A 25,924-nucleotide genomic window follows, 5' to 3' on the forward strand; every position below is an offset into this window, starting at 1 on the left:
CGTATCTGTTTCGACTACATACTTACCACAAGACTTTAAGTCCAAGGAGGCAACTGTGTCTGATCCAAAGCCGAAAAGACAAGAATGGGGCGCACGCACCACACATCGTTTACAAGGTAACGAACATTGGTGGCCCGACCAACTTAACCTCAGCATTTTGCGTCAGAAACACCCCGACGCCAGCCCTTTTGGTCCCGACTTCAGTTATGCCGATGCTTTTTCGCAAATTGATGTTGATGAGCTCTCTGCCGACGTCGATGCACTGATGACCGACTCGAAAGACTGGTGGCCTGCTGACTGGGGTCATTATGGTCCATTTTTTATTCGCATGTCATGGCATGCCGCAGGTACTTACCGTGCGGTGGACGGCCGCGGCGGCGGTGGCACTGGTGCGCAACGCTTCGCGCCGCTCAACAGTTGGCCCGACAATGGCAACCTGGACAAGGCACGCCGTCTGCTATGGCCGATTAAGCAAAAGTACGGTGAAAAAATATCCTGGGCTGATCTGATGGTCTTTGCCGGCAACCGGGCACTGGAAACCATGGGCTTTCGTACCTTTGGCTTCGGCTTTGGCCGCGCGGATATCTGGGCGCCCGAGGACGATATTTACTGGGGTCCTGAAACCGAGTGGCTGGCCACCAAAGACGAGCGTTATACCGGCAGCTTTGAAGACGGCAACCGCATCTTAGATAACCCGCTGGCAGCGGTGCAAATGGGTCTGATTTATGTTAACCCGGAAGGTCCAAACGGTGTACCTGACGCACTGAAATCAGCGCAAGACGTGCGCGAAACCTTTGCCCGTATGGGTATGAATGATCGTGAAACCGTGGCGCTGACCGTTGGCGGTCACACCTTCGGTAAAATGCACGGCAGAGGCAAGGCAGAGTTGGTGGGTGAAGCTCCCGAGGGTGCGAAAATTCACGAACAGGGGTTTGGCTGGGCCAACAAGAACGAAACAGGCCTTGGTGAATACACGGTAACGTCAGGACTTGAAGGTGCCTGGACGCCCACCCCGACCAAGTGGGATAACTCTTACCTTGAGACAATTTTTGCGCATCAGTGGGAGGTGAAGAAGTCTCCTGCCGGCGCGAATCAGTGGGAGCCTGTCAAGGTGAAAGACGGCTTTTGGGTGCCCGATGCTCATGTCAAAGGCAAGAAAAATCCGCCAGTGATGACGACGGCCGATATGGCAATGATCACTGATCCCGACTATCTGGAAATCTCGAAAGAGTATCATGAGAATCCAGACGTGCTCGCCGATGAGTTTGCGCGCGCATGGTTTAAGTTACTGCATCGCGATATGGGTCCACGCGATCGTTACCTCGGGCCGCAGGTGCCCGACGAAGTGCTGATCTGGCAGGACCCGGTGCCTGAACACGAGGGTCCACGGGTCAATGATGAGCAAATTTCCAAACTTAAACAGCAAATAGCGGATTCAGGGTTGAGTGCTAAGCAACTGGTAACTACCGCCTGGGCCTCAGCAGTGACCTACCGACAGACCGATCATCGCGGTGGCGCCAACGGTGCACGTATTCGGCTTGAGCCGCAAACCGGTTGGGACGTAAACCAAAAGTCAGGCGTGGCCGAGGTCATTGACCGCCTGAACGAACTGAAGGATGCATCCGACGCCAATATTTCACTTGCCGACATGATCGTATTAGCCGGCAGTGTAGGTATTGAAATGGCAGCCAAAGCAGCCGGTCATGACCTCGAAGTGCCGTTTACGCCCGGTCGCACTGACGCCAGTCAGGATATGACTGAAGTTGACACCCATGCTTACCTGGAACCACGCCACGATGCGTTTCGTAACTATATTCAAGAGCAAACCACTTCAATTCCAGCCGAACACTTAATGGTCGACCGCGCTTTCTTGCTGAATTTGAGTGTGCCGCAAATGACCGCACTACTTGGCGGTATGCGCGCCATTGGTGCCAACGCTGGCAACAATGAAGACGGCATTCTCACCGATCGGGTGGGTCAATTAACCAATGACTTTTTCGTCAACCTGGTCGACATGGGCACCGTGTGGGAACCTTTAGACAACAGCGAAGCCCGCTTTGAAGGGCGGGAACGCGCCTCCGGTGAGAAAAAGTGGACGGCGACGCGAGTCGATTTGGTTTTCGGCTCGAACTCACAGCTACGCGCGATTGCCGAAGAGTTTGCGGCCAATGGCGGTGAAGAAAAGATGCTCGACCATTTCGTTAAAGGCTGGGTCAAGGTCATGGAAAACGACCGCTTTGACTTACACCGTTAAATTGCAAAGCAACGGCGAGGCTTTCGGGCCTCGCCCTTACCCTTCAGGCACCCTCTAACCAGCGCTCGAACTCTTTTTGCTTCATGGGTCGTCCAAACAAGTACCCTTGCACCTCGTCACAGCCAAAATTTTTCAGTAAACGATGGGCAGCCTCAGTTTCAATGCCCTCGGCCACCACTCGATAGCCAAGCTCCTGGGTCATCGAGATCATGGCGCGCACCAGCACCTGTTTGCGATCATTGTTTTCAATGCCATCTATAAATGCGCGATCAATTTTCACCACTCGTGCAGGAATGTTTTGCAAGTAGGCCAAGCTACTATAGCCAGTACCAAAGTCGTCGATGGCTAGCGAGAGGCCACTGCTCGCAATACAGTGTAATTGCTCCGATGCGGCTTTGTTATTGTTCATCAAGCTGCTCTCGGTAAGCTCTAATTCAACGGCATTGCGCTGCAGACCTGCCTGCTTGAGATAATGCAGCAAGCGATCACAAAAGTTTTCCTCTTCAAGGTTTGCTGCCGCTATATTAACGGATATCTGTAACTCATTGCCTTGCTCTCGCCATTGGGCTGCCTGCCTGACTGCATTCCTTATTACCCAGTCGGTAAGTTCGCGAGCAAGCGGTGTTCTTTCAATCAGCGGCACGAACTCCATCGGCGATACTGCACCCAAGGTTGGATGATTCCAGCGTATGAGAGCCTCAGCGCCAATGTACTCACCAGACACCATGTCGAGACGTGGCTGATAGACCAAATACAGTTCATCATTTGCCTGCAGTGCGTCAGTGAAATTCGCGATAAGACCAAACCGCCGCTGATGCGACTGGTCAGAAGCCTCGTTATACCAGCCCACCGCCTGCTCGTTCATACGAGCATCCCGCGACGCGCTATGTGCTGTTCGCAAGACATTTCCTGGCGGATTCACCCCCAGCTGAAACGCAGCGACGCCGACCACCGGTCACAGCATAAAAGGCGAACTCTCTTTTAGACGAATTTTCATCAGCGCGCCGTGTAGCTCATGCGCCTGTTGCATAACGCTTTGCTGCGAGCCCGTCACAATATGCGTAAACTGACAGGGGCCAATATGGTAAATCCGCTTTTTCTCGCCAAGCACACTTTGCATCACCTGGCTTCCGATCCCAGACAGGTCCTCAAGATAAGAAGGTCCCATAACCCGTTGCAGCGTGCTGGCTTCACTCAAGTCCACCAGTTCAGTGCTTAATGCATAGTAGGTTTCTTCAGGGTGATCGCGGGCGAGGTCTTCTAAATCTTCTACAAACTGCAAGTAATTTGGCAAGCCAGTGCCAGAATCAAGACGGCCTACAGCGTGTTGTAACTCAATCTGTGACATGACCATTTTTGAGAGGTCTTGCAGCGCGGCAAGCTCTTGTTCGGTCGCTTCACGTGGTTCGGTCCCTAACACGCACATAGCGCCCAGAGAGTAGCCATCCCGGGTCATCAGCGGCGCTCCGGCATAGAAACGTATGCCCGACTCGGCTAATAAGCTATCTTTGTAAAAATCAGACGCCAGCAGATCATTAACCACTAATACGCCGGCGGTATCTGCCACTCCACCACAACAAGCTTTTTCCCGCGGTATTTCCCAATGTTCGACGCCGACACGCGACTTGAACCATTGCCGGTCTTCATCAGTCAATGAAACTGCAGCAATAGGCAGATCAAAAATTTGACTGGCCATACGCGTTATACGGTCAAAACTTTCATTTGGCGGCGTATCGAGCAAGTCTAATCCACGTAGTCGTTTAAGACGCGCCTTTTCATATTCAGTTGTCATTCGCTATCCCTCAGCTGACTTACTACACTACTTAGTCTAGTCAATCATATGCTGCGTGCCATTACCATGTAGCGCAGTTTATCGACGGCTCAGAAACGTTCAACCGATATAAAACGAACCGGTTAACAGGTTTTTTCGATGGAGGTGCAACAATGAAAGCGATAACTCTGAAAGCTCCCGGTGGACTGGAGACTATCGAGGTCTCGGAGATCAGCGATCCGGGGAAACCGGGGAAAGGCGAGATCCGCGTTGCCATCAAAGCGGGATCGCTTAACTTTCACGACCTGATGATTGCCTCTGGCAAGTCGGACACCGAAGATGGCCGTATCCTACTTTCCGATGGTGCTGGCATTGTTGAGGAGGTTGGCGAAGGCGTGGACGACTTTAAAGTGGGGGACCACGTCGTCTCCACGTTCTTTCCGCTTTGGACCTCGGGTAAACCCGCAGCGGTGGCCGGTAACTTCTCACATACCCCAGGCGATGGTATTGACGGCATGGCGTGTGAGTTTGTGGTACGCCAGCAAAGTGCCTTTACCCATGCACCGCAAGGCTGGAAGCATACCGAGTCAGCGACCATCCCGACAGCGGGGTTGACGGCTTGGCGCACACTAGTGACCGACGGTCAGTTGAAGGCCGGTGAAACCGTTCTGGTACAGGGCACCGGCGGTGTTTCGATTGCCGCACTGCAAATTGCCAAGGCGATGGGCGCGAAGGTGATTGCCACTTCATCATCCGATGATAAGCTTGCCCTCGTTAAAGATCTCGGCGCCGATGAAATGATTAACTACAAAGCCACCCCAGAATGGGGTGACAAAGTGCTGGAGCTGACCGATGGAGAGGGCGTTGATCACGTTATCGAAGTGGGCGGACCTGACACCATTAACGAATCACTGAAAGCGGTGAAAGTTGGAGGACACATTGCCCAGATTGGGGTACTGTCAGGCACCAAAGCATCGCTCTCTATTCCCTCTATTCTCGGTAAGCAAGTCACAATAAAGGGCGTTATTGTTGCCAGTCGACAAGATCAGATCGACTATGTAAAAGCACTCGAAACTACCGGAATTCGGCCGGTGATTGATAAGGTTTTCCACTATGACGACCTAGCCGCTGCATTTGAACGCGAGCAGGAAGGCGCGCACATCGGAAAGATTTGTGTCGAGTTCTAAGCTTACTTTTATCTGCTTTTAGGCATAAACTAGCCGGCATCATAAGTATCTTTCCTCTTATTGACGCCGGCTACGGCGAGCATTCGCAGTCATAAAGCTGTCATAAGATGTCGATATAGTCCTTGTATTCTCCGCAAGGTCTATTGGCATGTCATTAATTGAGCTTTTGAATAATCACGCGCTAACGTCCGTTTTTCAACCCATTGTCGATACGTATCGCTCGAGCCTTATTGGCTATGAGAGCCTGATCCGCGGCCCTGAAGGTCATCCTCTTGAGCGCCCACTTCAGCTTTTTGCAGAAGCTGAAGCATTGCAGCTCAGGCAGGTCCTTGAACAGTACTGTATAAGGATCGCCGCAAAAAGTTTTGATATGCGCCAGTTTGCAGGCGCGCTCTTCATCAATATCGACCCCAATTTGCTTTCGTGCTCAAACTGCCTGAATGAACTCACGAACTTGCCTACCACTACAGCAGCAACTGTGGTGCTGGAACTTAGTGAACATTATGAAATTTCCGATATTTCGCAGTTAAAGACACAGATGCACCGCCTTCGCGCTATTGGCTATCGTTTTGCCATTGATGACTTAGGCGCCGGCCACTCCAGCTTTAAGTTATGGGCAGAAGTGCGGCCCGACTTTGTTAAACTCGATCGTTATTTTATCAGTGATATCAACAATAGCCCTTACAAGCGCGAGTTTGTACAACACATTGTGACGTTGGCAAAAAATCTGCATGCCACGGTCATAGCCGAAGGTATTGAGACGCAGGAGGAACTGCGCCAGTTACAGAAGCTCGGCGTTTTTGCTATGCAGGGCTTTCTTATTGGCAAGCCATCGAGAACCCCTCTTCCGCGGCACGCATTAACCGAGCTATTTGGCGCTGAAACCGGCCGTGAGCGTTACGACTCTTTGGGTAGTCTACTTGAGGACACCACGGTGGTAAGCAGTGATAGAAACGTTTCTGACGTGCTTGATTACTTTCAACAAAATAAACGCCTGATTGCTATTCCGGTCGTTGACGATCAGAGTGTAGTAGGAATTATCCGCCGCGGTCAGTTCATGGAGTTAATGTCGACTCCTTTCGGTCGACCGCTTTTTGCCGCTAAGCCAGCACGTATGGTCATGCAGACAAATTTTCTGGATATTGATGTAAGAGCGCCACTGGAACAAGCTAGTGCTTTACTGACTGAACATGAAGACACCATTGAGCAGCAAATTCTACTCATCGTCGATAAAGACAAGTATGCCGGTGTCATTGCGGTACCGAGTTTGCTGCGCCGTATTACCGAATTGAAAATTCAAAATGCCCGCTACGCCAATCCACTTACGTTGTTACCCGGTAACGTACCTATCAATCAGACGATCGACCAGCACGTAAGTGATGGCGAGGCGTTTTCCGTAATGTATTTTGACTTAAATTACTTCAAGCCTTTCAACGACGAGTACGGGTATCATCGTGGTGATGCCGTATTGCAGTGGTTTGCCAGTCTGCTGGAGGAGTATTTTCCGAAAAGCTCGCATTTTGTTGGCCACGTTGGCGGTGACGATTTCATTGTTATTTGCCGCGGACAACAAAATGATCTTTCCACTTTAAAGCAGTTAAAACGTGCCTTTAAAGAAGGAATTCGGTCGTTTTATAAAGCTGAACATCTGAACGAAAACGGTATTCTCGGGCGCGCGCGGGATGGCCGCTATCAACGTTTTCCCTTGCTCGACTTCTGTGTCGCGATTCTTGCTGTACCTCCTGGCGCTACTTTCTCTCATCAGGACATTGCGAGCGCCGCCACCAAGCTAAAAGGTAAGGCGAAGCAAGCCAACGACGGCATTGCGCTTCACCCTACCCTGAATTACGACCAAATGTTCAAAATTATGCCGACTGTTGACGCAAGTAATCGTCGTATGACCCGGCAAAATCGCGCATGCCAGTGTCAGTCAGCTCAATAATGCGTGAGGCCAGCGACGAGACAAACTCACGGTCATGACTGACAAAAATCAACGTGCCGTCGTAGTGCTCAAGGGCAAGGTTGAGTGCTTCAATGGACTCCATATCCAGGTGGTTGGTCGGTTCATCCATGATGAGTACGTTTGGACGTTGCATAATCAGCTTGCCGAAAATCATGCGGCCTTTCTCGCCACCTGACAAAATAGTTACTGGCTTTTTAATATCATCCTGCGAAAACAACAGGCGACCTAACACACCGCGCACTGCTTGTTCATCGTGATGCGGCTGTTTCCACTGGCTCATCCACTCAAACACGCTAATTTTTTCTTTAAACCAATCGGCATGGTCTTGCGCATAGTAACCAATATTCACATTTTCGGACCATTTGATCAGACCACTGTCGAGCTGGTGCTGGTCCATCAGGCATTTCAACAAGGTTGTTTTGCCGATACCGTTGGCACCAAGTATTGCCACTTTCTCGCCGACTTCAATCATTCCGCGCAGATTTTTGAGTACCTGTAATTCGTCGAAAGATTTATGCACACCTTCCATCTCGAGCGCCAGGCGATAAAGCTTTTTCTCTTGCTCGAAACGAATGTAAGGACTCACTCGGCTTGAGGCCTTTACTTCGGCTAACTGAATTTTTTCAATTTGTTTAGCGCGCGAAGTTGCTTGTTTGGCTTTTGAGGCATTGGCAGAAAAGCGACTGACAAATTGCTGTAATTCAGCGATTTTTTCTTTCTTCTTAGCGTTTTCATGCAGCAGTTGCTCGCGCGCCTGCGTGGCCGCAAACATGTACTGGTCATAATTACCCGGATAAACCCGCAGCTCGCCGTAGTCAATATCAGCCATGTGGGTACATACGCTGTTCAGGAAGTGGCGGTCATGCGAAATAATAATCATGGTGGCCTGGCGCTCGTTCAGCACGTTCTCCAGCCAGCGTATAGTGTTAATGTCGAGGTTGTTGGTTGGCTCATCAAGCAGCATGATGTCTGGATCAGAAAACAGTACCTGTGCCAGCAGCACCCGCAATTTCAAACCAGGCGCCAGCTCGCTCATTAAGCCAAAATGGGCTTCCAGCGGAATACCCACGCCAAGTAACAGTTCACCGGCCCGCGACTCCGCGGTATAGCCATCCATTTCGGCAAAAGCGACCTCCAGATCAGCAACGCGCATGCCCTCTTCTTCGCTCATTTCGGCTAAAGCATAAATGCGATCACGTTCAGCCTTTACCTGCCACAGCTCTTCATGGCCCATAAGTACTGTATCGACCACACTGTACTGCTCGTAAGCAAACTGGTCCTGACGCAATTTACCGACGCGCATGTTCGGCTCAATTGAGACGTTGCCCGCAGAGGGCTCTTGCTCCCCGCCCAGAATTCGCATAAAGGTCGACTTGCCGCAGCCATTCGCTCCAATCAGACCGTAGCGATTGCCCTCACCGAACTTAACCGAAATATTTTCAAACAGAGGTTTTGCACCAAATTGCATGGTGACGTTTGCAGCAGAAATCACGATAGTACACCCGACTAAAAAATAGGCGCGTAATCTACGCTTTCTGGCGTCAAATTACAAAGGAAGTTAGTACTATTTTTCACCGGTTAGACGCGAGGCGTTGCCGTTATTGGCTAAAAGTTAGTGTAAACACGCAACCTCTTAAAACATGATGACCTCTGATACCGCCGTTTTTGGCGCTGAAAGGCTTGGCACAGTTTTTGCTTTATTGCTTGTAAACGTCAGGTATTCACAGCAAATAGTCATCAGCCACTGGAAATTACTATGAAATCACGCTTTAGCTTTGCCTTACTGTTAGTTGTACTCTGCAGCACCCTTTCCTTGTCTGCCGCGGCCACCCCTTCTCGTGAGACCTGGGCAGGCTCGGCAACTTTGCCAGACGGTGGTAGCTTACCGCTGGAGCTGGAGGTCTTCACCGAGCCCTATGGTAAGACCGCGAATGTTCGCAGCCCGGCGCAAGGCGTGCAAAATATACCGGTGACAGAATTAACGTCCGATGGGCAGCACATTGCAATGACACTACCTACTTTAGGTGCGCAACTGACACTTAACCATGACGGCCGCGGGTGCCTGAAGGGTGAACTTAAACAAGGCATTGCTTTGCCTGTCGAGCTTTGCCCGGTAGCAGGGTTAAGTACAGATGATTACCTGGCTGACCTGTCCGATAGTATTGAGGCGCAACCCGATTTAGCATTCAGATCAGCTGATGGCACCTGGTTGTCAGGCACTCTTTATCGCAACATGACGAAGCCCCTGCAAACAGTGGCGATTATCGCGCAAGGCAGCGGACCAGTCGATCGTGACGGTTCCTTTGGCCCCCACAAACTTTACCGAAATTTTGCGCTGAATATGGCAACGCAAGGCATTGCAGTATTTGTCTTCGATAAGCGCGGCGTTCGTCGCTCAGGTGGTGATTACGCGTCGGCGCAGGTTGAAGACTTTGCTGCGGATCTGACTGCTGCCTATGACTATATTCAGCAACAGCTCAGCCCAGCCCATCTTGGCCTGATTGGACACAGTGAAGGTGCCACCGTGGTCGCTATCACCGCAAGCGAGACACAGCCAGCGTTCGTTATCGCCCTTGGAGGGGTCGGACTTAACGGCATTGACGCCATTGTGCTGCAGGATAAAACTGAGTCACTGGCAAAAGGCGCATCGCCCACCGAAGCGGCTCAGCTTCAAGCGATAGCCCGCGACTATTATCGCATCGTAGTGGAGTCGGAAAGTGCCGATCAGCGCCGCAAGCGTGGTGAGCAACTTCTTGCCAGCCTTTCACCAGAGCAACAGGAAGTTTATCAACGCTTCGGTGCAGCCACTTATACCTTAGCGCTCGAAAACATTAATGATGCCACGCTCTACTCGATTTTAGCGACGGATCCAACGTTATACTGGCAATCCGTTTGTGCGCCCGCTTTAATTCTAAACGGTGATCAGGACGTACAAGTTCCTGCCGCTGAAAATACGGGCGGCTTGGCCGTCGCTATCGATGCGTGTGAGCACCCGCTCTCAAAAGTTCAGGTGCTCAAGAACTACAATCATATGTTTCAGCGTACCGACGACGGTAATGTCGAACTCTACCATCAATTACCTGATGGTTTAGGTCAGGATGTCAGCGAGATCATCGCACGCTGGATTTTCAGCCTTCAGCCTCAGAGTTCTGTGTCTCACTAAGTTGCGGTGAGAGCGAGGTTGACGTGTTACTGTAGTCAGCAAACACCATGGTCGTATAAATCAGCGCCACAATACTAATTAGCACAGAGAAGCTCCCGGATAGCCCCAGCCATCTGGCAAGGTTCGGGTCGCGTTTTTGTGTACGCAAATAATGCATTCGCATGCCGGTTGCGACCAGCGCTGTCAGCATTAACCCAAAAATACCGTAGATAAGCTTGACCGTCAGACCTGAGAAGTTACCAAAGTGAAGCGGGTCTGCGGTATCTGCGATACGTGCCACGACATCGAGCTCAGCTGCGTACTGTGTCGCCAGAACTTTCCCGGAAACAGGATCGATATAAACCCGGTTGGCGCGGTCCCTGACCAGCACTGAATTATTCTGCCCCACAAATGACATCGGTTGATGGTGGCGATGCGGATAAAAAAACCCAGTAATATCCATATCAGGGCGAGCTGCCTGCGCCCTTGCAACGAGATGTGACAATGGTAAGGCGCGTTGCGTTTGCTCTATCTCGGTATGCTCCAGGGCTGGCGCGGACGGATAATGTTTCACGTCGAAACTGAACATGGTCTGTTCTATCAGGTACCATAACCCCGTCACTGTCATAATCGCCACGAACCACCAAGCCCAAAGCCCCATCCACTTATGCCAGGCGGACCAGTCAATACGCTTTTTCCAGTGCAGTATGCCGGGGTTAGCCAAGAATCCTTGCCACCATTTACGGTAGACATAAAAGCTTGAGACCAACGAGATCAGTAACAGAATACTGGTAAGCGTCACAAGGTATTTGCCCACGCCACCGATTGACAAGTACATATGGATGTCACGCAAAAAACGAGATACTTGGCCCCAGCCACCCTCGCCAAGCAAACTACCCGTTGCAGGATCGAAATAAACGAAACGGAAACCTTGCGGCGTCATTAAACGTACTTCGCCTGCCAGATAATCCTGCTGATGGACCTTACCGCCAAGAATGTGGCTCTCAGGATAATCAGCAGCAAGGTTAGACTCAAGCTGCGACCAGGCAACGGGCCCCTCACGGTCATTTAGCGCCCGGTACTTTTTATCACTCAAATATTGAATTTCGTAGCTTAATGTCGCCAAAACACCAGTGGCACAAATCAGCAGCAAGAGACCGGCAAAGGCGAACCCAGCCCAAGAGTGAAGTGTGAACCACTGGCGATTTGTCATCGGCTAAATCCCTTAAAAACGATATTTGATAGAGGTATAGATACGACGTGGCTCGCCCGGAAAGTGTCCGGTACGACTTAAGAAACCACTCGTCGCATAAACTTTGTCAAAGACATTTTTGACATTTATTTGGAACAACCACTGCTCAAACTCCGTCTGCCAGCTTAGATCAAAGACAGTGTATGGCTTTACACGCTGTCCGGAGAAGCTAATTTGGTCACTGACATAGTCCATTCCACCGCTGATAGACGAATTAATCGCGGCGAGTTCGAAGCGAGTCCAGATACCCAGCTGGTGCAACGGAGCATTGACAAACCGATCACCCACGGCATTGGTAATGCCCTGACCAGGAGCTGTTTCCACAACGCGAGCATCATTGTACGCGTAATTTGCGTTGATCACCCAACGGTCGGTCAAATCACCTAACACGTCGATCTCAAAACCGCGGCTACGCACTTTACCGACGTTGCCCAAAATGGTCCGGCCGTCATCTGAAATTTCATCGGTTGCCTGCAAGATATTCTCACGATTAATTTCATAAACGGCTGTGTTAATCCGAATCGCATCATCTGCCAGTGACCAGCGCGCACCGAGTTCGATAATGTCAGACTGCTCAGGTTCAAATGGACCACCTACCGCAGGATCTTGTTGCGAGGCTGACTGCGGAAGAAAGCCTGTCCCGTACAAGGCGTAGGCGCGAACCCAATCCGTAAATTGGTAAGTGCCGCCAACCCGATAAGTTACGTCGCCATCGTCAAACTGCGTGGCTCCCGATTCGTCGTCAAACTGGTCGTAACGAACACCGACAAGAATATTCGCTTTTTCATTCAGAGATATTTGATCCTGAATGTAAAAACCGTCACGTTGGGTATCTGACGTACGAGGCGTCGCAGTCTCAAGGTCGGTTGAGTATGGACCAGACGTCAAGCCGTAGACCGGATTTACAATCTCCAGGAAGGGTACTTCCCCGGGGTTGGCATTGCTGCCGATAAAGGTATTTTCTGCACTATAGGTTTCGGCACCGACTAGAAGGGTATGTTCGATACCACCGACAGTAACATCGCCAATGAGATTGGCTGTCACACTCGTCGCTTGGTTGTCGCGATACTGATTACGGAACTGACGAGCCGTATAAACAGCGTCTGCCGGATTACTTACCAAATTGTAATTGGCATCCACCAGGCCACGCGGTTCGTGATAATTCTGGCGCTCAATATTATCGTAGTGACGCATCGTCAGGTCACCACGCCAATTTAATGAAAACTCATGATTGATGCGCGCTTGATATACCTTGGCATTTAATGTCTGGAAGTCTGACGCTTCATTGTGATTCCATTCTCGCTCAGTAACGAAGTTACCGTCATTATCGACAGGTACACCCCGTAAACGTGCGCCTTGGTAATCTTGTTCATAATCAGTGAACTGAAGTATAACTTCGGTCAAATCACCGACGTCAAAAGCGTATCCTAAGTCGAGAATTTTGTTGGTTTGCTCAGTGTTGTAACGGAAAGGTTTTTCGTTATCGTAATAGTAAGCAGCGCGATAACGCTGTGACGCAGCGTCATTAAGCGGACCGCTCAACTCAACTGAGCCTTGCAGATAATCATAATTACCGGCGCCAAGTTTAATAGCGCGCTCGGCTACAGCAGTAGGTTTCTTAGTGACGTAATTAATGATCCCGCCAGGTTGGCCACTACCGAACATTGCACCACTTGGGCCTTTTAACACCTGTATTTGTTCAATGTTAAACAGTTGCGGAACAGCAAAACCGTTAAAGGGGTCACCACGCACGCCATCATATAAAATTTCATCCTGACGGAATCCGCGGAAAGTGACGCCGGAATAACTGAATGAATTTACGCCACTAATGCTACGATAAAGATCGGTTATTTGACGCGCCGCCTGGTCATTAATCAGTTCTTCGTTCAGAATCTGAACGCTCTGCGGAATCTCTTCGATAGGCGTGTTAGTTCGCGTTGCGACACCGCTTTCACGCTCACGGTAGAGCGTCTGTGCGCGGCCATGAATAACGATACGCTCGACAGCTTCCTCAGCTTCTTGCGTGTTCTCGTTGGCGGTTTGCTGCGGTAATAAAGCGAAGGCAGGTGCACTGCTGATCCCAGCGAATGCTAAAGCGATACAACATTTTGTCAGCTTCATTTTGTGATCCCCACGGTAAAAGATGGCGGGATCCTAAATGATAACAATTCGCATTTCAATATTGCTTCGACGAATTCTGCCGGTAATGGCTAATAAACGCGCTCAACCGAGGATATCGGCGCGGTTAAGCGCGTTTACAGGCTGTTTGCCAGAAGTTAGCAAACGAGTTTAATTATCTATCGTCTTGCCCGCGTTGCTCGGGTGCAATCTGCTTGTCTTTTTGTGAATGATGGCCGTGGCTGGAGTCAGGGCGACTCTGATCTTCGCGGCGCTGATTTTCTTTATCTTGCTGCGATTGCAGCTTACGCTTTTCTTCTTCGCTCAGGTTCTGGCCTTGCTTGTTCACTTTCGGATTTTTTGGCCCAGTCATAAAGCCTCCTACATCGTTCAAAGTGTTTAGGCGTACTCATTTTCTTGTCACTACTAAGTGTAGCAAAGATGGCGCATTTCTAAAGGTGCGTTTTAGTGCGGCGGGAAAAACCGCTTAAATACAAAGTGCGATGGGGTATAGACCAACACGATAAAGCCGACCAGAAGCAAGGTCAAATACAGTAACGGTGGCAAAGTGGTGCGCTCGTCAGCCAGTCCATAAACCCAGTTGATGTTCTTTTCCGGCTCTGTGATGAGATAGGTGACTGGCACTACTACCAGTGCAATAGCAATCTGTAACGGATAGGCGCGTTTATCGTAGCCGTATTTATACAACATAAGCAGTAGAATCGGGGGCAAGGCCAGATGGAAAAGGCCGGACAACAAATTGACCGGCCATTCATTCTCATCAGTGAACATGTAAAGCGCAACCTCGGTCAGGTTACCGCCGGAGAGAAAGTCCGCGATCCAGGCCAGCTCCAGGAAGAGCACGGCGACCGCCATTGTACTGGCAGTTAAGCGATGCTCAAGCCATAGTGCCGGTACCATTAAAATCAGCGCAATATCAGAAAACCATAAGAAATTTTTGGGCCCTAACTCCACCCAGTAGACGGGCAGAATGACCGCCACCATGATTGTATAGGCGATTTTCAGCCACAATGGAATGCGCTTTTCAAGCTTCAAGGTTCGCTCTCCTCCTTGACGGTTTGCGTCATTGCTATCCGATAACTATCTTTATAATTACTAGTCAGCCGCGATGCAGATTGCAAGCGAAGCAGGAAACCTTGCTGAGGAGACAATGACTTATGGCAACCACGGACCGGCCACGACGCGTGTCAACCGCCAGTGTTAGCGTAGATGAGGTCATTCAGCGGGTCGGTAAAGACATTGTCCTGGGTTTGCCCTTGGGCCTGGGTAAGCCTATCCACTTTACCAATGCGTTGTACCAACGCGCGATGAAAGATCCGTCTATTCAGTTGCATATCGTCACGGCGCTGTCTCTGGTACCACCTAAGTTAAAAAAGGGCGCGGCAACAGAGCTGGAGTACCGTTTCAAATTACCAATTATCGAACGTTTGTACGCGGACATTCCGGAGCTCGATTATGCCCGCGATGTTCGTGACCGCGCCTTACCTGATAACGTAAAGGTTTCGGAATTTTTCTTTCAGGCAGGCGACTTTTTGCATCATGACGAGCAGCAGCGCCGCTACATCTGTACCAATTACACCCATGCTTTGCGCGACTTACAGGCGCTTGGCATTAATGTCGTCGCACAACTGCTAGCAAGCCCGGAAGCGCACCCCAGTGAGGAGCCACCGGCGCAGTTCAGTCTCAGTTGCAATCCTGATCTGTCGCTTGACCTGTTCCGTGCGTTGCGTGCTGCGGAAACTAAAGGTAATCCCGTCGCGCTGGTAGGCGAAGTCAACCAACACTTACCGTTTTTTGGTCATGACGCAGCGCTGCCTGCAGAGACATTTGATGTAGTGCTGCAACAGCCAGAAGACGACTATGCGCTGTTCCCAGTGCCACAGAATGCGATTAGCGCGCAGGATCATCTGATTGGTTTTTACGCCAGCACCCTGCTTAAAGATGGTGGCACATTGCAGGTCGGTATTGGCTCGCTGGGGTCAGCGCTTATTTATAGCACCTGCCTGCGCCACCAGGATAATCACGCCTGGCAGACATTGTTTCGCGCCCTTCGGGTTGATGAACGGTTTCCGGTGGTAGGTCGTATCGGTGGTAACAAGCCTTTCAAAAACGGCCTTTATGGCTGTAGCGAAATGATGGTTGATGGTTTTATCTACCTGCTTGAAGCGGGCATTTTAAAGCGCAAAGTCTACCCTGATGCGGTGCTCCAGGAGCAGATAAATGCGGGTGAACTTGAACCCCAGTCAGACGATGACCCACGCCTGCAACAAGGTGTGGTGATGCATGGCGGTTTTTTTCTTGGGCCCGCGCGCTTTTACGAGAAGTTAAACGAGCTCAGTGACGAACAGCGCCAGCTGATTTGCATGACCAGCGTTAATTTTATCAATAACCTTACCAATCATCGCTTTGGTGACCAGCGCCTGAAAGTGGCACAGCGTCAACATAGCCGCTTTATTAATTCTGCCATGCAGTGCACTTTAAATGGCGCCGTCGTTTCTGACGGACTTGAAGATGGCCGGGTACTCAGCGGCGTGGGCGGTCAATATAATTTTGTATCAATGGCGCATGAACTGCCTGGCGCGCGCTCGATCATTACCCTGCGCGCAACCCGAACCTCGCATGGTAAAACCCGCTCGACAATTGTATTCTCTTACGGACATTGCACAATTCCACGGCACCTGCGCGACATCGTTATTACAGAATATGGCATTGCCGATCTGCGTGGTAAAAATGATGAGCAGGTTTATCTTGAGCTCATCCGTATTGCTGACTCCAGGTTTCAGTCCGACCTGCTGAAGCAGGCTCAGGATGCGGGCAAGGTCGCACCTGATTTTCGCTTGCCACAGGATTGGCAAAACAATACACCGCAAGCGGTACAAGGCGCGCTGCAAGCGCTGCAAACAAAAGGCTTATTCCCGGCGTTCCCTTATGGTACCGAGCTGAACGATACCGAGCGTACGCTCAAACCCGCCTTAGAGTATGTACAATCCCTTGCCGCGACAATCAGGGGTAAGCTTAAATTGCTAGGCCAGGCTTTGTTAGCAGGTGGCGCTCGTCCTGCCGATAGGGTATTGCTGCAGCGCATGCAACTGGAACATCCGCGCAGTCCGGCTTCGTGGTTTGCCCGACGGCTATTACGCGCTGCTTTAAAACACACCGGCCACTAAACTGGTTACGCTACAACGCAGCTTGATTGTTTTCTGGTTCTTGACCATGCTTTTAATTCCGCTGTTTTTAACACGACGTAAGGAGTATGGAAAATGGCCAGTAAAGAAGCAGTCGAAAAGAAACAGGAAGCTAAAATTGAAGAAATGAAGGCCGAAATTGATCGTCTGAAAGCTAAAGCCAAGCAGTCAGGCGCTGAGTCGCAGATCAAATACGAAGAGAAAATGGAAGAAATAGAGGCGCTGAAAGATTCAGCCGAGGACAAACTCGATAAGCTTAAAAGCGCCAGCGGGGACGCCTGGTCCGACATACAGACCGGACTTGAGTCGGCAACCCAATCGTTGTCGACAGCGTTAAAGTCGGCGAAGCAGGAGTTCGATTAAGAGCGAAGCACTTCTCTTGCTACTTTGTTGTGCAGGTCAAATGCCTATCCAGGCTTTGGCCTGCACAATCTCTTCAAGGGGAAAGTACTTTACCTCTGAGTCGGTCACCAGATCCGTCGCTTGCGCAACCTTCTCCAGCCATTCCTTATCACCAACAAACGCCATTTTGCCATAATCAGAATGGTGTTTGGCGTCGACTTTTATATCCTCCCACAAACCTTTTGGCGTGTAGCCTTCAAATTCGTGGAATTCGAAGTAAAAATCTACCTGGTCATGGTGTTCTAAAATTTCGTCCATCCGCTCATGAAGCGTTTCAATGTCAGACTGTGACAGTTTATCGGTCAGACGTAGTGCGATTAAATTGTCTTTGGTTGTCTCGAGAAAATCCATTTGTGACGAACCTCCGCAGGTGAATGGAGCTGAGTTGTCGCATCATTTTTGAACGTAGCGTTAAGGTTAGTTCATCCGTCGGGTTTTGCCAAAAGGTGAATCACCTCTTCAAAAGTGCCATACTGGACAAGTAACCAACCCACTACTTGAGTAACAGGAGACCCAGCACATGCCGAGTGTCGCACTGTCAAACGAGAGTGAAAGTCAGGCCAGTGAACCTTTGTCGCAGCAGTACCGGCAGGTACGTTCGCAAACCATGGCGTTAGTAGCGCCATTAACCGCCGAGGATATGCTGCTGCAATCAATGCCCGATGCCAGCCCGACCAAATGGCATCTGGCTCATACTACCTGGTTTTTTGAGACCTTTTTGTTGCAGCCGCATCTGAGCGGTTATCAGCCCTTTGATAAAGCTTATCAGTACCTTTTCAATTCCTACTATGACACCGTGGGCGAGCGTCATCCACGTCCACAGCGTGGATTACTATCCCGCCCTGCACTGACCGAGGTGATCGCTTACCGTGAGCACGTTGATGCGGCGATGCTGCAACTTTTGAGCGAGCCCGCGCCCGACATTGCCGCGGCGGTTACCATTGGGCTGCATCACGAAATGCAGCATCAGGAGCTGATCCAAACCGATATCAAGCATGCGTTATCGCTGAATAGCTACGCACAGCCGAAAGCCTCGCCAGACCGACCCGACGCCGCCAACACCGCGACTCATGACGAACCAGAGTTTGTTTGTTTCGCCGGCGGACTCGTTGAGGTAGGCACCAATGCCGAAAATGGGTTTGCCTATGACTGTGAGCAACCGCGCCATAAAGTTTTTGTTCCGGAGTTCAGTCTTTGTGAGCGCCTGGTCACCAACGCTGAATGGTTGGAGTTTATTGAAGATGATGGTTATAAGCGTCCGGAATTCTGGCTTTCTGATGGCTGGGCGACCGTCCAGGAAGAACATTGGCGGGCCCCGCTTTATTGGCACCGTGAAGGTCGCCAGTGGTTTACCCGCACGCAGAGCCAGCGACTGCCAGTCGATCCAAATGCGCCGGTTTGTCATATTAGTTACTACGAAGCCGATGCGTTTGCTCGCTGGCGCGGCTGTCGCTTACCTACCGAATTTGAGTGGGAACACGCCGCGTCGAAGCTGCCCCTGGAGGGCAACTTTCTTGAGTCTGGCGTGGCCTTGCCGCAGTCCGCGCAAGGAGCTGAAGGTAGTTTAAAGCAAATGTTTGGCGATGCATGGGAATGGACGCAAAGCCCGTTCCTACCCTACCCTGGCTTTACCCCGCCGGAGGGAGCGCTGAGTGAATACAACGGCAAGTTTATGGCCAATCAATGGGTATTGCGGGGCGGCTCTTGTGCAACCGCGAAACAGCAGATGCGCGTCTCGTACCGTAATTTTTTCTATGCACACCAGCGCTGGCAGTTCAGCAGTCTGCGCCTGGCAAAATAACAATAAAAAAGGATGCAAAATGGACAACGAGTTCAAAGAGGACGTTCTGGCAGGGCTTCGACTAACGCAAAAAGCGCTGTCACCGAAATATTTCTACGACGCACAGGGTTCGAAATACTTCGACCAGATCTGTCAGCTAGAGGAGTATTACCCTTATCGTACTGAGCTAAGTCTGCTGCCGGAAGTGGCGCGTGAGCTGCAGGATTACTTCCACCAGCAATCTGTTGACAGTATTCAGCTGGTCGAGTTTGGCGCCGGCTCGCTACACAAGGTAAAGCCGGTGTTGCAAGAGCTGAAAATGGTAAAAGAGTTCATCGCTATCGACATTTCGGGCGCGCATTTGCAGGCGGCGTCAGAGGAGCTGGCCGAAGCATTTCCTGATCTTCCCATTAAAGCGGCGCAGGGTGATTTCACCAAGCCGATTGAGCTCGCGCCGAGCGACGCCACGCCAATGGGTTTTTTCCCCGGCTCCACCATTGGCAACTTCGACCCCGGGGAAGCGCTGGATTTTCTACGCAACGCCCGCACAACCCTGGGCAAAGACAGTTACCTGTTGCTCGGTGTGGACACCAAAAAAGATCAGCAAATGCTTGAAGATGCCTACGACGATAGCAGCAATGTCACCGCCCGTTTTAATAAAAATATTCTGACGCGTATTAACCGTGAGCTGAACGGCAACTTTGACCTTAGCCAGTTTGAACATGTCGCCATTTACAACGAAGAACTGGGCCGCATTGAGATGCATTTGCGCAGCCTTGTTGATCAGCAAGTGACGGTTGCGGGTGAGACATTTCAGTTTAAGCAAGGTGAAACGATTCATACCGAAAACTCTTACAAATATCACCCTGATGAGTTTGACGAACTCGTAACAGCAGCGGGCTGGAAGCGTGAATGTTTATGGTTGGCCCCGGACGCTATTTTTTCAGTGATGCTACTGCATAGCAAAGAGGATAATTAGTATGACCCGATGGCTGTCTATACTGCTCGTTGTCGCTGCCCTTTTAGGTGCCCTTCCGGTCGCCAATGCAGTACAGGACACAGCGACAGCCGAGCCCGCCGTAAAGGTTATTGATGCGCCGCAGGATGCGGCCATTCAGACCAGGCTAAACGAGATAAAAGCTGCGATCGGTGGCCTGGAAGGGATCACTATTTCGGTCACTGCGGGCGTGGTCACCCTAAGTGGTGAATTTGAAAACGGTAATGCAGCAAATTCACTTATTGCGATTGCCGAGCGTACCGAAGGGGTGGTTTATGTTGAGAACCAACTGACCGAGAGTGTGCAGGTGAGCGCGCGGTTACAACCGCTGACCGACAAGTTTCAGGAACTCGGCGCGACCGCCTTGCAACTGATGCCGCTGTTACTGATTGCAGTTGCTGTGGTGGTCGTGTTCTGGCTGCTCGGCGGCTGGCTCAGCCGGCGTAGCGGTTGGCTGCAACGCTTTGGTCTGTCTGAGCTCGGCGCCCTACTTGGCAAACGCGCGATCCGGCTGCTGGTGACATTAATCGGCCTTATCATTGCGCTCGAAATACTCAATGCCACGACTCTATTCAGCGCCGTACTCGGGGTTGCCGGGGTATTTGGTATTGCGTTGGGTTTTGCATTTCGTAATATCGTTGAGAACTACCTTGCCGGTATTCTGCTAAGCGCGCGTAATCCCTTTCGTATCGGCGATTTGATTCAAATCGGCGAGTTTACCGGAAACGTCGTACGGCTGACATCACGCGACACCGTCCTGATGACGCTTGATGGCAACCATCTGCGCATTCCCAACAGCGTGATTATAACCTCGTCGATGACCAACTTTTCGCTCAATCCACTGCGGCGTTTTGAGTTCCTCGTCGATATTACACCCGATGCTGACTTAGCTGATGCCCGCCAAATCGCACGCAACGTTCTGCAGCAGATGAAAGGCATTCTTGATGAGCCTGCACCGCAGTGCCTGATTCAGGAGCTGGGAGCCAGCACTATCGTGTTGAAAGTACTTGGGTGGGTAGATCAGCGCGAGACCGATGTCTTTAAAGCCCGCAGCGAAGCCATCCGCTTCGTCAAACAGGCCTTTGATGAGGCGGCTATTGAGATGCCCGAACCGACTTATCGACTGCGTATGGGAGCTCCGTTGGCCGAGCAGCTCACCTCTGCGCAGGAGCCCACCGAGGCCCCCAAACAAGCCGTCGAGCCCCATGAAACGCTCGAAGATATCGAGCAAACCGACGTCAGTGCTGACCGCACAATCGATAAGCAGGTGACCGAGGAACTGGAAAGCTCGGATGAGCAAAATCTGCTGAAGCGTTAGCTTTTTCGACTACACTTACTAAGTGTCATTCACCCACAAATCAGATAGGTGCTTCAATGGCTATTGAAAAATGTCCGCAATGTGAAGACCAGGTACTGGATAACAAATACAGTTGCCCTGCTTGTGGCTTTGTAAAGCGCGATAAACCTGAAATACAGCGACACCCTGAAAGAAGCAAGATTACCACTAAAACTACTTCAAAGAGCTTACAAATTCAGGGGGTGGTTTCGTTGCTCCTGTTTATTGCAGGCCTGGTGTGGTTTTACATCAGCGGTGACGAATACGCGCAACGCAATGAACTGAACGTAGTTGCCCTGGTGATGTTCGTCGTCGGTTTTATCTGGTACATATTAGTGCGCTTCTTTATCTGGCGATCGCATGACTGAATTTGCAAGATCGCCACTCAGCTTCTACACTTAATAGTTGCAGTACAGCGAATCTGGCTGCAGTTTCAGACTGCATGTGCAGCCTTAGTTTTGCATTTTTAAGCAACGAAAGGAGGCGTAAGTATGCAAGTTAAAGAAGTTATGACAACGCAACCGCAATATCTGAAAAATGATGTGACGATCCGTGAAGCCGCGCGCACGATGCGCAATAACAAAACCGGCTTCGAGCCTCTCACCGATGCGAATAAAGTCACGGGCGTGATTACTGACCGCGACATTGCTGTTCGTGCCGTCGCTGAAGGTAAAAGCCTTGATGACAAGGCCAGCAGTATTGCCTCCGAGCGTGTTCTTTATACCTATCAGGATGAAGACATTGAATCGGTGGTTCAGAATATGACTGAACAGAAGGTTCAGCGCTTGTTGGTATTAAACAACAGCGAAAACAAGGACTTGGTTGGCATCATCACCTTAGGTGATATCGCTAATCATTGCAAAGATCCTCAGTTGGCCCAGAAAATCGTCAACGCATCACGTACTTATAACTAAGGTACGTACCATTTAGAAAGTCAATCTCCCCTTGAAGCCAGCAGAAATGCTGGCTTTTTTCTCGGTGGTTACTTTCCGGTGGTGAATTATGACATCTGATACGAGTGACTATGAAAGCAAACGCGACTTTCGCAAAACGGATGAGCCAAAGGGAGGCAATGTGAGCTTTGACTGGGCCTCGTCACGCCCTATCTTTGTTATTCAAAAACACGATGCATCAAACCTGCATTATGACTTCCGCATTGAAGTCGATGGTGTGCTCAAGTCATGGGCGGTACCCAAGGGCCCATCGACCGACCCGTCCGAGAAGCGCCTGGCATTACCAACCGAAGATCACCCCATGGATTATGCCGACTTTGAGGGTACGATTCCCGAAAATGAGTATGGCGCCGGAACCGTAATGATTTGGGATCGCGGTTGTTATCGCAACTTAAAAACTGACGACGAAGGCGAGTCTGACAAATCAGTTGCAAAGCAGCTTGAAGACGGGCATGTCAATATTTGGCTGGAAGGTGAGAAACTGGTCGGTGGCTATGCACTCATCCGTACTGACAGTGGCGATGATGAGCGCTGGTTGTTAGTAAAAATGGATGACGATGCGGCCGATGCACGGCGTAATCCTGTTTCCACCGAGACCAAGTCGGTGGCAAGCGATCGCAGCCTGGACGAAATCGCCAAGCAAGCGGATGAAAAGGATGACTGATTTACTGCAGCAGTTGAGCGACGATGATCGTGAACAAGCTAAAGAGTGCAGCATGCCAGACTGGCTTGATCCAATGCTGGCGAAGCTGACCCATGACGCTTTTGCCAGCGAAGACTGGCTTTATGAACGCAAACTTGATGGCGAACGCGTCATTGCTTATATCGATGATGACGGCGAGGTGAGGCTGTGCTCGCGGAATCAAAAACTTCTCAATGACAGTTATCCCGAACTTGAGACGGCACTTGCAGAGCAAGCGCCGCCGGGAAGTATTTTCGATGGCGAAGTCGTGGCGCTGAACGATGACGACGTCAGCGACTTTCAACGCCTGCAGGCCCGCATGAATGTCAGTAATCGCGAGGAGGCCTGCAACAGTAATGTCGCGGTTTACTTTTATCTGTTTGACTGCCTCTACATTGCGGGTCATGACCTTTGCCAATGCACCCTGCGTGGCAGAAAAAAAGTGCTACGCGAGGCTTTGGCGTGGAATGAACCTCTACGTTTTACCCAGCACCGCAACGAACACGGCATCGACTATTTTAAAGACGCCTGCGATAAAGGTTGGGAGGGGCTGATCGCTAAGAAGGCCGATAGCAACTACGCCCACAGTCGTTCCCCGAACTGGTTAAAGTTTAAGTGCTTAATGCAACAGGAGTTTGTCATTTGTGGTTTTACCGAGCCGGAAGGCGAGCGTATTGGCTTTGGCGCGCTGCTGCTGGGCTTTTACCGCGATGACGCGTTAGTTTATGCCGGTCAGGTAGGCACCGGGTTCGACGATGACATGCTCGAGCAGCTCGAGCAAAAATTAACATCTATCGAGCGCAAAAGTTCACCCTTTGATGACGCCGAGCCTGACGATTCCCGGATCACCTTCGTTACGCCGAAATTAGTCTGCGAGGTGGCGTTTACTGAATGGACCTCTGAAGAGAAATTGCGTCACCCACGATTTCAGGGCCTGCGCCGTGATAAAGAGCCAAAAGACGTTCATAAAGAGATTGCCGAGCAAGTCGCCGATCTCTAACGGGAGGAAGCCACCATGCAGCTGGATGGACATGACATCGATATTTCAAAACGCGACAAAGTGTTTTTCCCCGAGGCCGACCTGACCAAGGGCGATCTGATAGATTATTACCAAAACGTAGCACCGGTGATGCTACCGCACATGCGCCATTATGGCGTTAGCATGGAGCGCTTTCCCGACGGCGTGCAGGGCGATAGCTTTTTCAATAAAGATACCCCCGATTATTTTCCCGACTGGATCCCCCGGGTAACTGTCAAAAAGCGGGAAGGCGGTGAATTCAAAGCACCCGTGGTCGACAGCGCCGCCAGTCTGGTTTACCTGGCTGATCAGGGGGTCATTACACCCCATCTGTATCTGGCGCGGACCGACGATTTAGAGCACCCGGACAAGTTAGTCTTTGACCTTGACCCGCCAAGCACCGGCGGCTCTGCCGCTGCTTTACGTCAGGCGGCGCTTGACGTACGCGACTTACTTGCGGAGCTTGATCTAAATGCCTGGGTGCAGACCTCGGGCGCCAACGGCTTTCATATTTTTGTACCGTTGGATCGCAGTGCTGACTTTGATACTACCCGTGACTTTGCCAATGATTGCGCGCGCGTCCTGGTCGAGCGCAAACCTGAACACTACACGCTTGAGCAACGCAAAGAAAAACGTGGCGATAAAATCTTTCTGGACACGCTGCGCAATGCCTACGGCGCCACCTCAGTCGCGCCTTATGCCGTGCGCGCGCAACCAACGGCATCGGTCGCGACGCCTATTGAATGGCAGGAGCTCGAAGACGGTGCCGGCCCGCAGGACTGGACCATTAAGACCCTCCCCCGTCGATTAGCGCAAAAAAAAGACCCATGGCAAAACATGATGCGCCATGCCTATAAGCTGGCAAGTCATCAGCGCCAGCTAAAAAAATTAACGGCGTCGAGCGACGCGTCGTAAACTACTTACCCAGCCGGAATTGGTGAAAACGCTCAGACCGGTGACCGTGATAAGAATCAGCACCATACCGGTTAGTTGCATGGCGTTAAGCCGCTCATTCAGTAATGCGACACCGAAAAGCGAGGCGGTGACCGGTTCAATCATGGCAACGACCGAGGCCACTGCCGGTGCGGTAACGTTCAGGCCTATCACATAGATAACAAATGAAATACCGGCGCCCAGTACGCCCAGTGCAGCAAATAAGAGCCAGTCATTGCTGTTGACGACTTGCACCACTTGCTGTGTATCGGCAAGACCAACCAACAGCAAGGCCAACACCGCGAAAGCTACCACCAGCACCGCTTGCGGGCTGCCGTGCGGCGCGGCATATTTAAAACCAAAAATAAAGAGCGCATAGGAAAGCCCGGATAGCAGACCGGCGACAATACCCCAGGTACTGATCGCGCTTGTTAGCCCTTGATAAACCCCGGTCAGCAAGACAATACCTATCATCACTACCGCAATGGCAAACCACTTGATCCAGGTCGACTTTTCCAGACCGAGTAAAAACGAGACAAGATACACAAAAATGGGTGCGCAATACATCAGTGTTGCCGCTACTGCAACACTGCCGTGTCTGATGCTAATGAAGTAAAAAACAAAGTTTCCGGTCACACCAATGCCCGCCAGCGCCGACCATAGCCATAAGCGTGGATTGACCAGCCCACGTTTTGAGGACGTTAGCGCCAGCCATAGCGCCACAAAGAATAAGCCAATAACGCCGCGATAAAATGCGACCACAAAAGGCTCCCAGCCAGCGGCCAGTAATAGGCCGCCAATGCCCCCTGAAATACCCCAACAAAGCGCTGCCAGGGCAACCAGTAGGGTGCCAAATCGCGTGAGAGGCGCTTGCTGGTCAAGCGTCGAATCTGGCAGCATCAGTTCCACTCATTCTTGCAAGGTGATGGC

Annotated in this window: 23 protein-coding genes; 14 read left to right on the forward strand and 9 right to left on the reverse strand. The window is 51.0% G+C overall.

The features are described from left to right. The first annotated feature begins 55 nt into the window (after positions 1-55). Positions 56-2,254 carry a catalase/peroxidase HPI gene (gene katG / locus CWI71_RS02445; RefSeq protein ID WP_126753667.1) on the forward strand — a complete coding sequence of 733 codons (2,199 nt, stop codon included), beginning with the start codon at positions 56-58 and terminating at the stop codon, positions 2,252-2,254. 43 nt (positions 2,255-2,297) lie between these two features. Here katG and CWI71_RS12050 read toward each other — a convergent pair whose 3' ends face one another. Both CWI71_RS12050 and CWI71_RS12055 read right to left on the reverse strand, forming a co-directional pair. Beyond that, a complete protein-coding gene (locus CWI71_RS12050; RefSeq protein ID WP_198678710.1) occupies positions 2,298-3,119 on the reverse strand; it encodes a putative bifunctional diguanylate cyclase/phosphodiesterase in 822 nt (273 codons plus the stop codon). A 90-nt stretch (positions 3,120-3,209) separates the two neighbouring features. After that, positions 3,210-4,046: a GAF domain-containing protein gene (locus CWI71_RS12055; protein WP_198678711.1), complete on the reverse strand. Its 837-nt coding sequence runs from the start codon at positions 4,044-4,046 to the stop codon at positions 3,210-3,212. A gap of 152 nt (positions 4,047-4,198) precedes the next feature. On the opposite strand from CWI71_RS12055, the gene CWI71_RS02455 reads away from it, so the two are divergent. Continuing rightward, a complete protein-coding gene (locus CWI71_RS02455; protein WP_126753668.1) occupies positions 4,199-5,212 on the forward strand; it encodes a zinc-dependent alcohol dehydrogenase family protein in 1,014 nt (337 codons plus the stop codon). Positions 5,213-5,360: 148 nt separating this feature from the next. Continuing rightward, a complete protein-coding gene (locus CWI71_RS02460) occupies positions 5,361-7,154 on the forward strand; it encodes a bifunctional diguanylate cyclase/phosphodiesterase (RefSeq protein ID WP_126753669.1) in 1,794 nt (597 codons plus the stop codon). Here CWI71_RS02460 and CWI71_RS02465 read toward each other — a convergent pair. Continuing rightward, positions 7,078-8,667, reverse strand: coding sequence for an ABC-F family ATPase (locus CWI71_RS02465; protein ID WP_126753670.1), 1,590 nt, complete (start codon positions 8,665-8,667; stop codon positions 7,078-7,080). The genes CWI71_RS02460 and CWI71_RS02465 overlap by 77 nt on opposite strands. A 264-nt stretch (positions 8,668-8,931) precedes the next feature. On the opposite strand from CWI71_RS02465, the gene CWI71_RS02470 reads away from it, so the two are divergent. Next, positions 8,932-10,338: an alpha/beta hydrolase gene (locus CWI71_RS02470; RefSeq protein ID WP_126753671.1), complete on the forward strand. Its 1,407-nt coding sequence runs from the start codon at positions 8,932-8,934 to the stop codon at positions 10,336-10,338. Here CWI71_RS02470 and CWI71_RS02475 read toward each other — a convergent pair. The 4 genes from CWI71_RS02475 to CWI71_RS02490 all read right to left on the reverse strand — a co-directional run bounded on the left by CWI71_RS02475 (position 10,304) and on the right by CWI71_RS02490 (position 14,743). After that, a complete protein-coding gene (locus tag CWI71_RS02475) occupies positions 10,304-11,530 on the reverse strand; it encodes a PepSY-associated TM helix domain-containing protein (protein ID WP_126753672.1) in 1,227 nt (408 codons plus the stop codon). The genes CWI71_RS02470 and CWI71_RS02475 overlap by 35 nt on opposite strands. A 12-nt stretch (positions 11,531-11,542) precedes the next feature. Next, complete coding sequence (locus CWI71_RS02480) at positions 11,543-13,690, reverse strand: TonB-dependent siderophore receptor (RefSeq protein WP_126753673.1); 2,148 nt, start codon at positions 13,688-13,690, stop codon at positions 11,543-11,545. A gap of 172 nt (positions 13,691-13,862) precedes the next feature. After that, entirely contained in the window at positions 13,863-14,060 is a 198-nt protein-coding gene (locus tag CWI71_RS02485) for a hypothetical protein (RefSeq protein ID WP_126753674.1), read from the reverse strand. A gap of 92 nt (positions 14,061-14,152) precedes the next feature. Continuing rightward, positions 14,153-14,743: a membrane-associated protein gene (locus CWI71_RS02490; RefSeq protein ID WP_126753675.1), complete on the reverse strand. Its 591-nt coding sequence runs from the start codon at positions 14,741-14,743 to the stop codon at positions 14,153-14,155. Between the two features lie 122 nt (positions 14,744-14,865). On the opposite strand from CWI71_RS02490, the gene CWI71_RS02495 reads away from it, so the two are divergent. Further along, on the forward strand, positions 14,866-16,875 hold the full coding sequence (locus tag CWI71_RS02495; RefSeq protein WP_126753676.1) for an acetyl-CoA hydrolase/transferase C-terminal domain-containing protein: 2,010 nt from the start codon (positions 14,866-14,868) through the stop codon (positions 16,873-16,875). 93 nt (positions 16,876-16,968) lie between these two features. Beyond that, entirely contained in the window at positions 16,969-17,256 is a 288-nt protein-coding gene (locus CWI71_RS02500; protein WP_126753677.1) for a sll1863 family stress response protein, read from the forward strand. 36 nt (positions 17,257-17,292) lie between these two features. On the opposite strand, the gene CWI71_RS02505 is transcribed toward CWI71_RS02500, so the two are convergent. Next, on the reverse strand, positions 17,293-17,646 hold the full coding sequence (locus tag CWI71_RS02505; RefSeq protein ID WP_126753678.1) for a SpoIIAA family protein: 354 nt from the start codon (positions 17,644-17,646) through the stop codon (positions 17,293-17,295). 169 nt (positions 17,647-17,815) lie between these two features. Here CWI71_RS02505 and egtB point away from each other — a divergent pair, with 169 nt between their 5' ends. From egtB to ligD (CWI71_RS02545), 8 genes are all read left to right on the forward strand, one after another. Beyond that, entirely contained in the window at positions 17,816-19,096 is a 1,281-nt protein-coding gene (egtB, locus tag CWI71_RS02510; protein ID WP_126753679.1) for an ergothioneine biosynthesis protein EgtB, read from the forward strand. Between the two features lie 19 nt (positions 19,097-19,115). After that, entirely contained in the window at positions 19,116-20,054 is a 939-nt protein-coding gene (gene egtD, locus CWI71_RS02515) for an L-histidine N(alpha)-methyltransferase (RefSeq protein WP_157981032.1), read from the forward strand. A 1-nt stretch (position 20,055) separates the two neighbouring features. After that, positions 20,056-21,390: a mechanosensitive ion channel family protein gene (locus CWI71_RS02520; protein WP_126753681.1), complete on the forward strand. Its 1,335-nt coding sequence runs from the start codon at positions 20,056-20,058 to the stop codon at positions 21,388-21,390. A 56-nt stretch (positions 21,391-21,446) separates the two neighbouring features. Then, positions 21,447-21,776, forward strand: coding sequence for a zinc ribbon domain-containing protein (locus CWI71_RS02525; protein WP_126753682.1), 330 nt, complete (start codon positions 21,447-21,449; stop codon positions 21,774-21,776). Positions 21,777-21,899: 123 nt separating this feature from the next. Then, a complete protein-coding gene (locus CWI71_RS02530; protein ID WP_126753683.1) occupies positions 21,900-22,322 on the forward strand; it encodes a CBS domain-containing protein in 423 nt (140 codons plus the stop codon). An 88-nt stretch (positions 22,323-22,410) separates the two neighbouring features. Beyond that, positions 22,411-23,025 carry a DNA polymerase ligase N-terminal domain-containing protein gene (locus CWI71_RS02535; protein ID WP_126753684.1) on the forward strand — a complete coding sequence of 205 codons (615 nt, stop codon included), beginning with the start codon at positions 22,411-22,413 and terminating at the stop codon, positions 23,023-23,025. Beyond that, complete coding sequence (gene ligD / locus CWI71_RS02540) at positions 23,018-24,043, forward strand: non-homologous end-joining DNA ligase (RefSeq protein WP_126753685.1); 1,026 nt, start codon at positions 23,018-23,020, stop codon at positions 24,041-24,043. The genes CWI71_RS02535 and ligD (CWI71_RS02540) overlap by 8 nt, the downstream gene beginning before the upstream one ends. Before the next feature lie 15 nt (positions 24,044-24,058). Continuing rightward, positions 24,059-24,976, forward strand: a complete 918-nt coding sequence (gene ligD, locus CWI71_RS02545; protein WP_126753686.1) for a non-homologous end-joining DNA ligase — start codon at positions 24,059-24,061, stop codon at positions 24,974-24,976. Here the strand turns inward: ligD (CWI71_RS02545) and CWI71_RS02550 are convergent. Further along, the gene (locus CWI71_RS02550) at positions 24,950-25,894 is read right to left on the reverse strand and encodes a DMT family transporter (protein ID WP_126753687.1); all 945 of its coding nucleotides are present in this window, start codon (positions 25,892-25,894) and stop codon (positions 24,950-24,952) included. The two genes, ligD (CWI71_RS02545) and CWI71_RS02550, sit on opposite strands and share 27 nt — an antisense overlap. Between the last annotated feature and the right edge of the window lie 30 nt (positions 25,895-25,924).

Origin of the sequence: Pseudidiomarina insulisalsae (genome assembly GCF_003987065.1) — a bacterium.
GTDB lineage: Bacteria > Pseudomonadota > Gammaproteobacteria > Enterobacterales > Alteromonadaceae > Pseudidiomarina > Pseudidiomarina insulisalsae.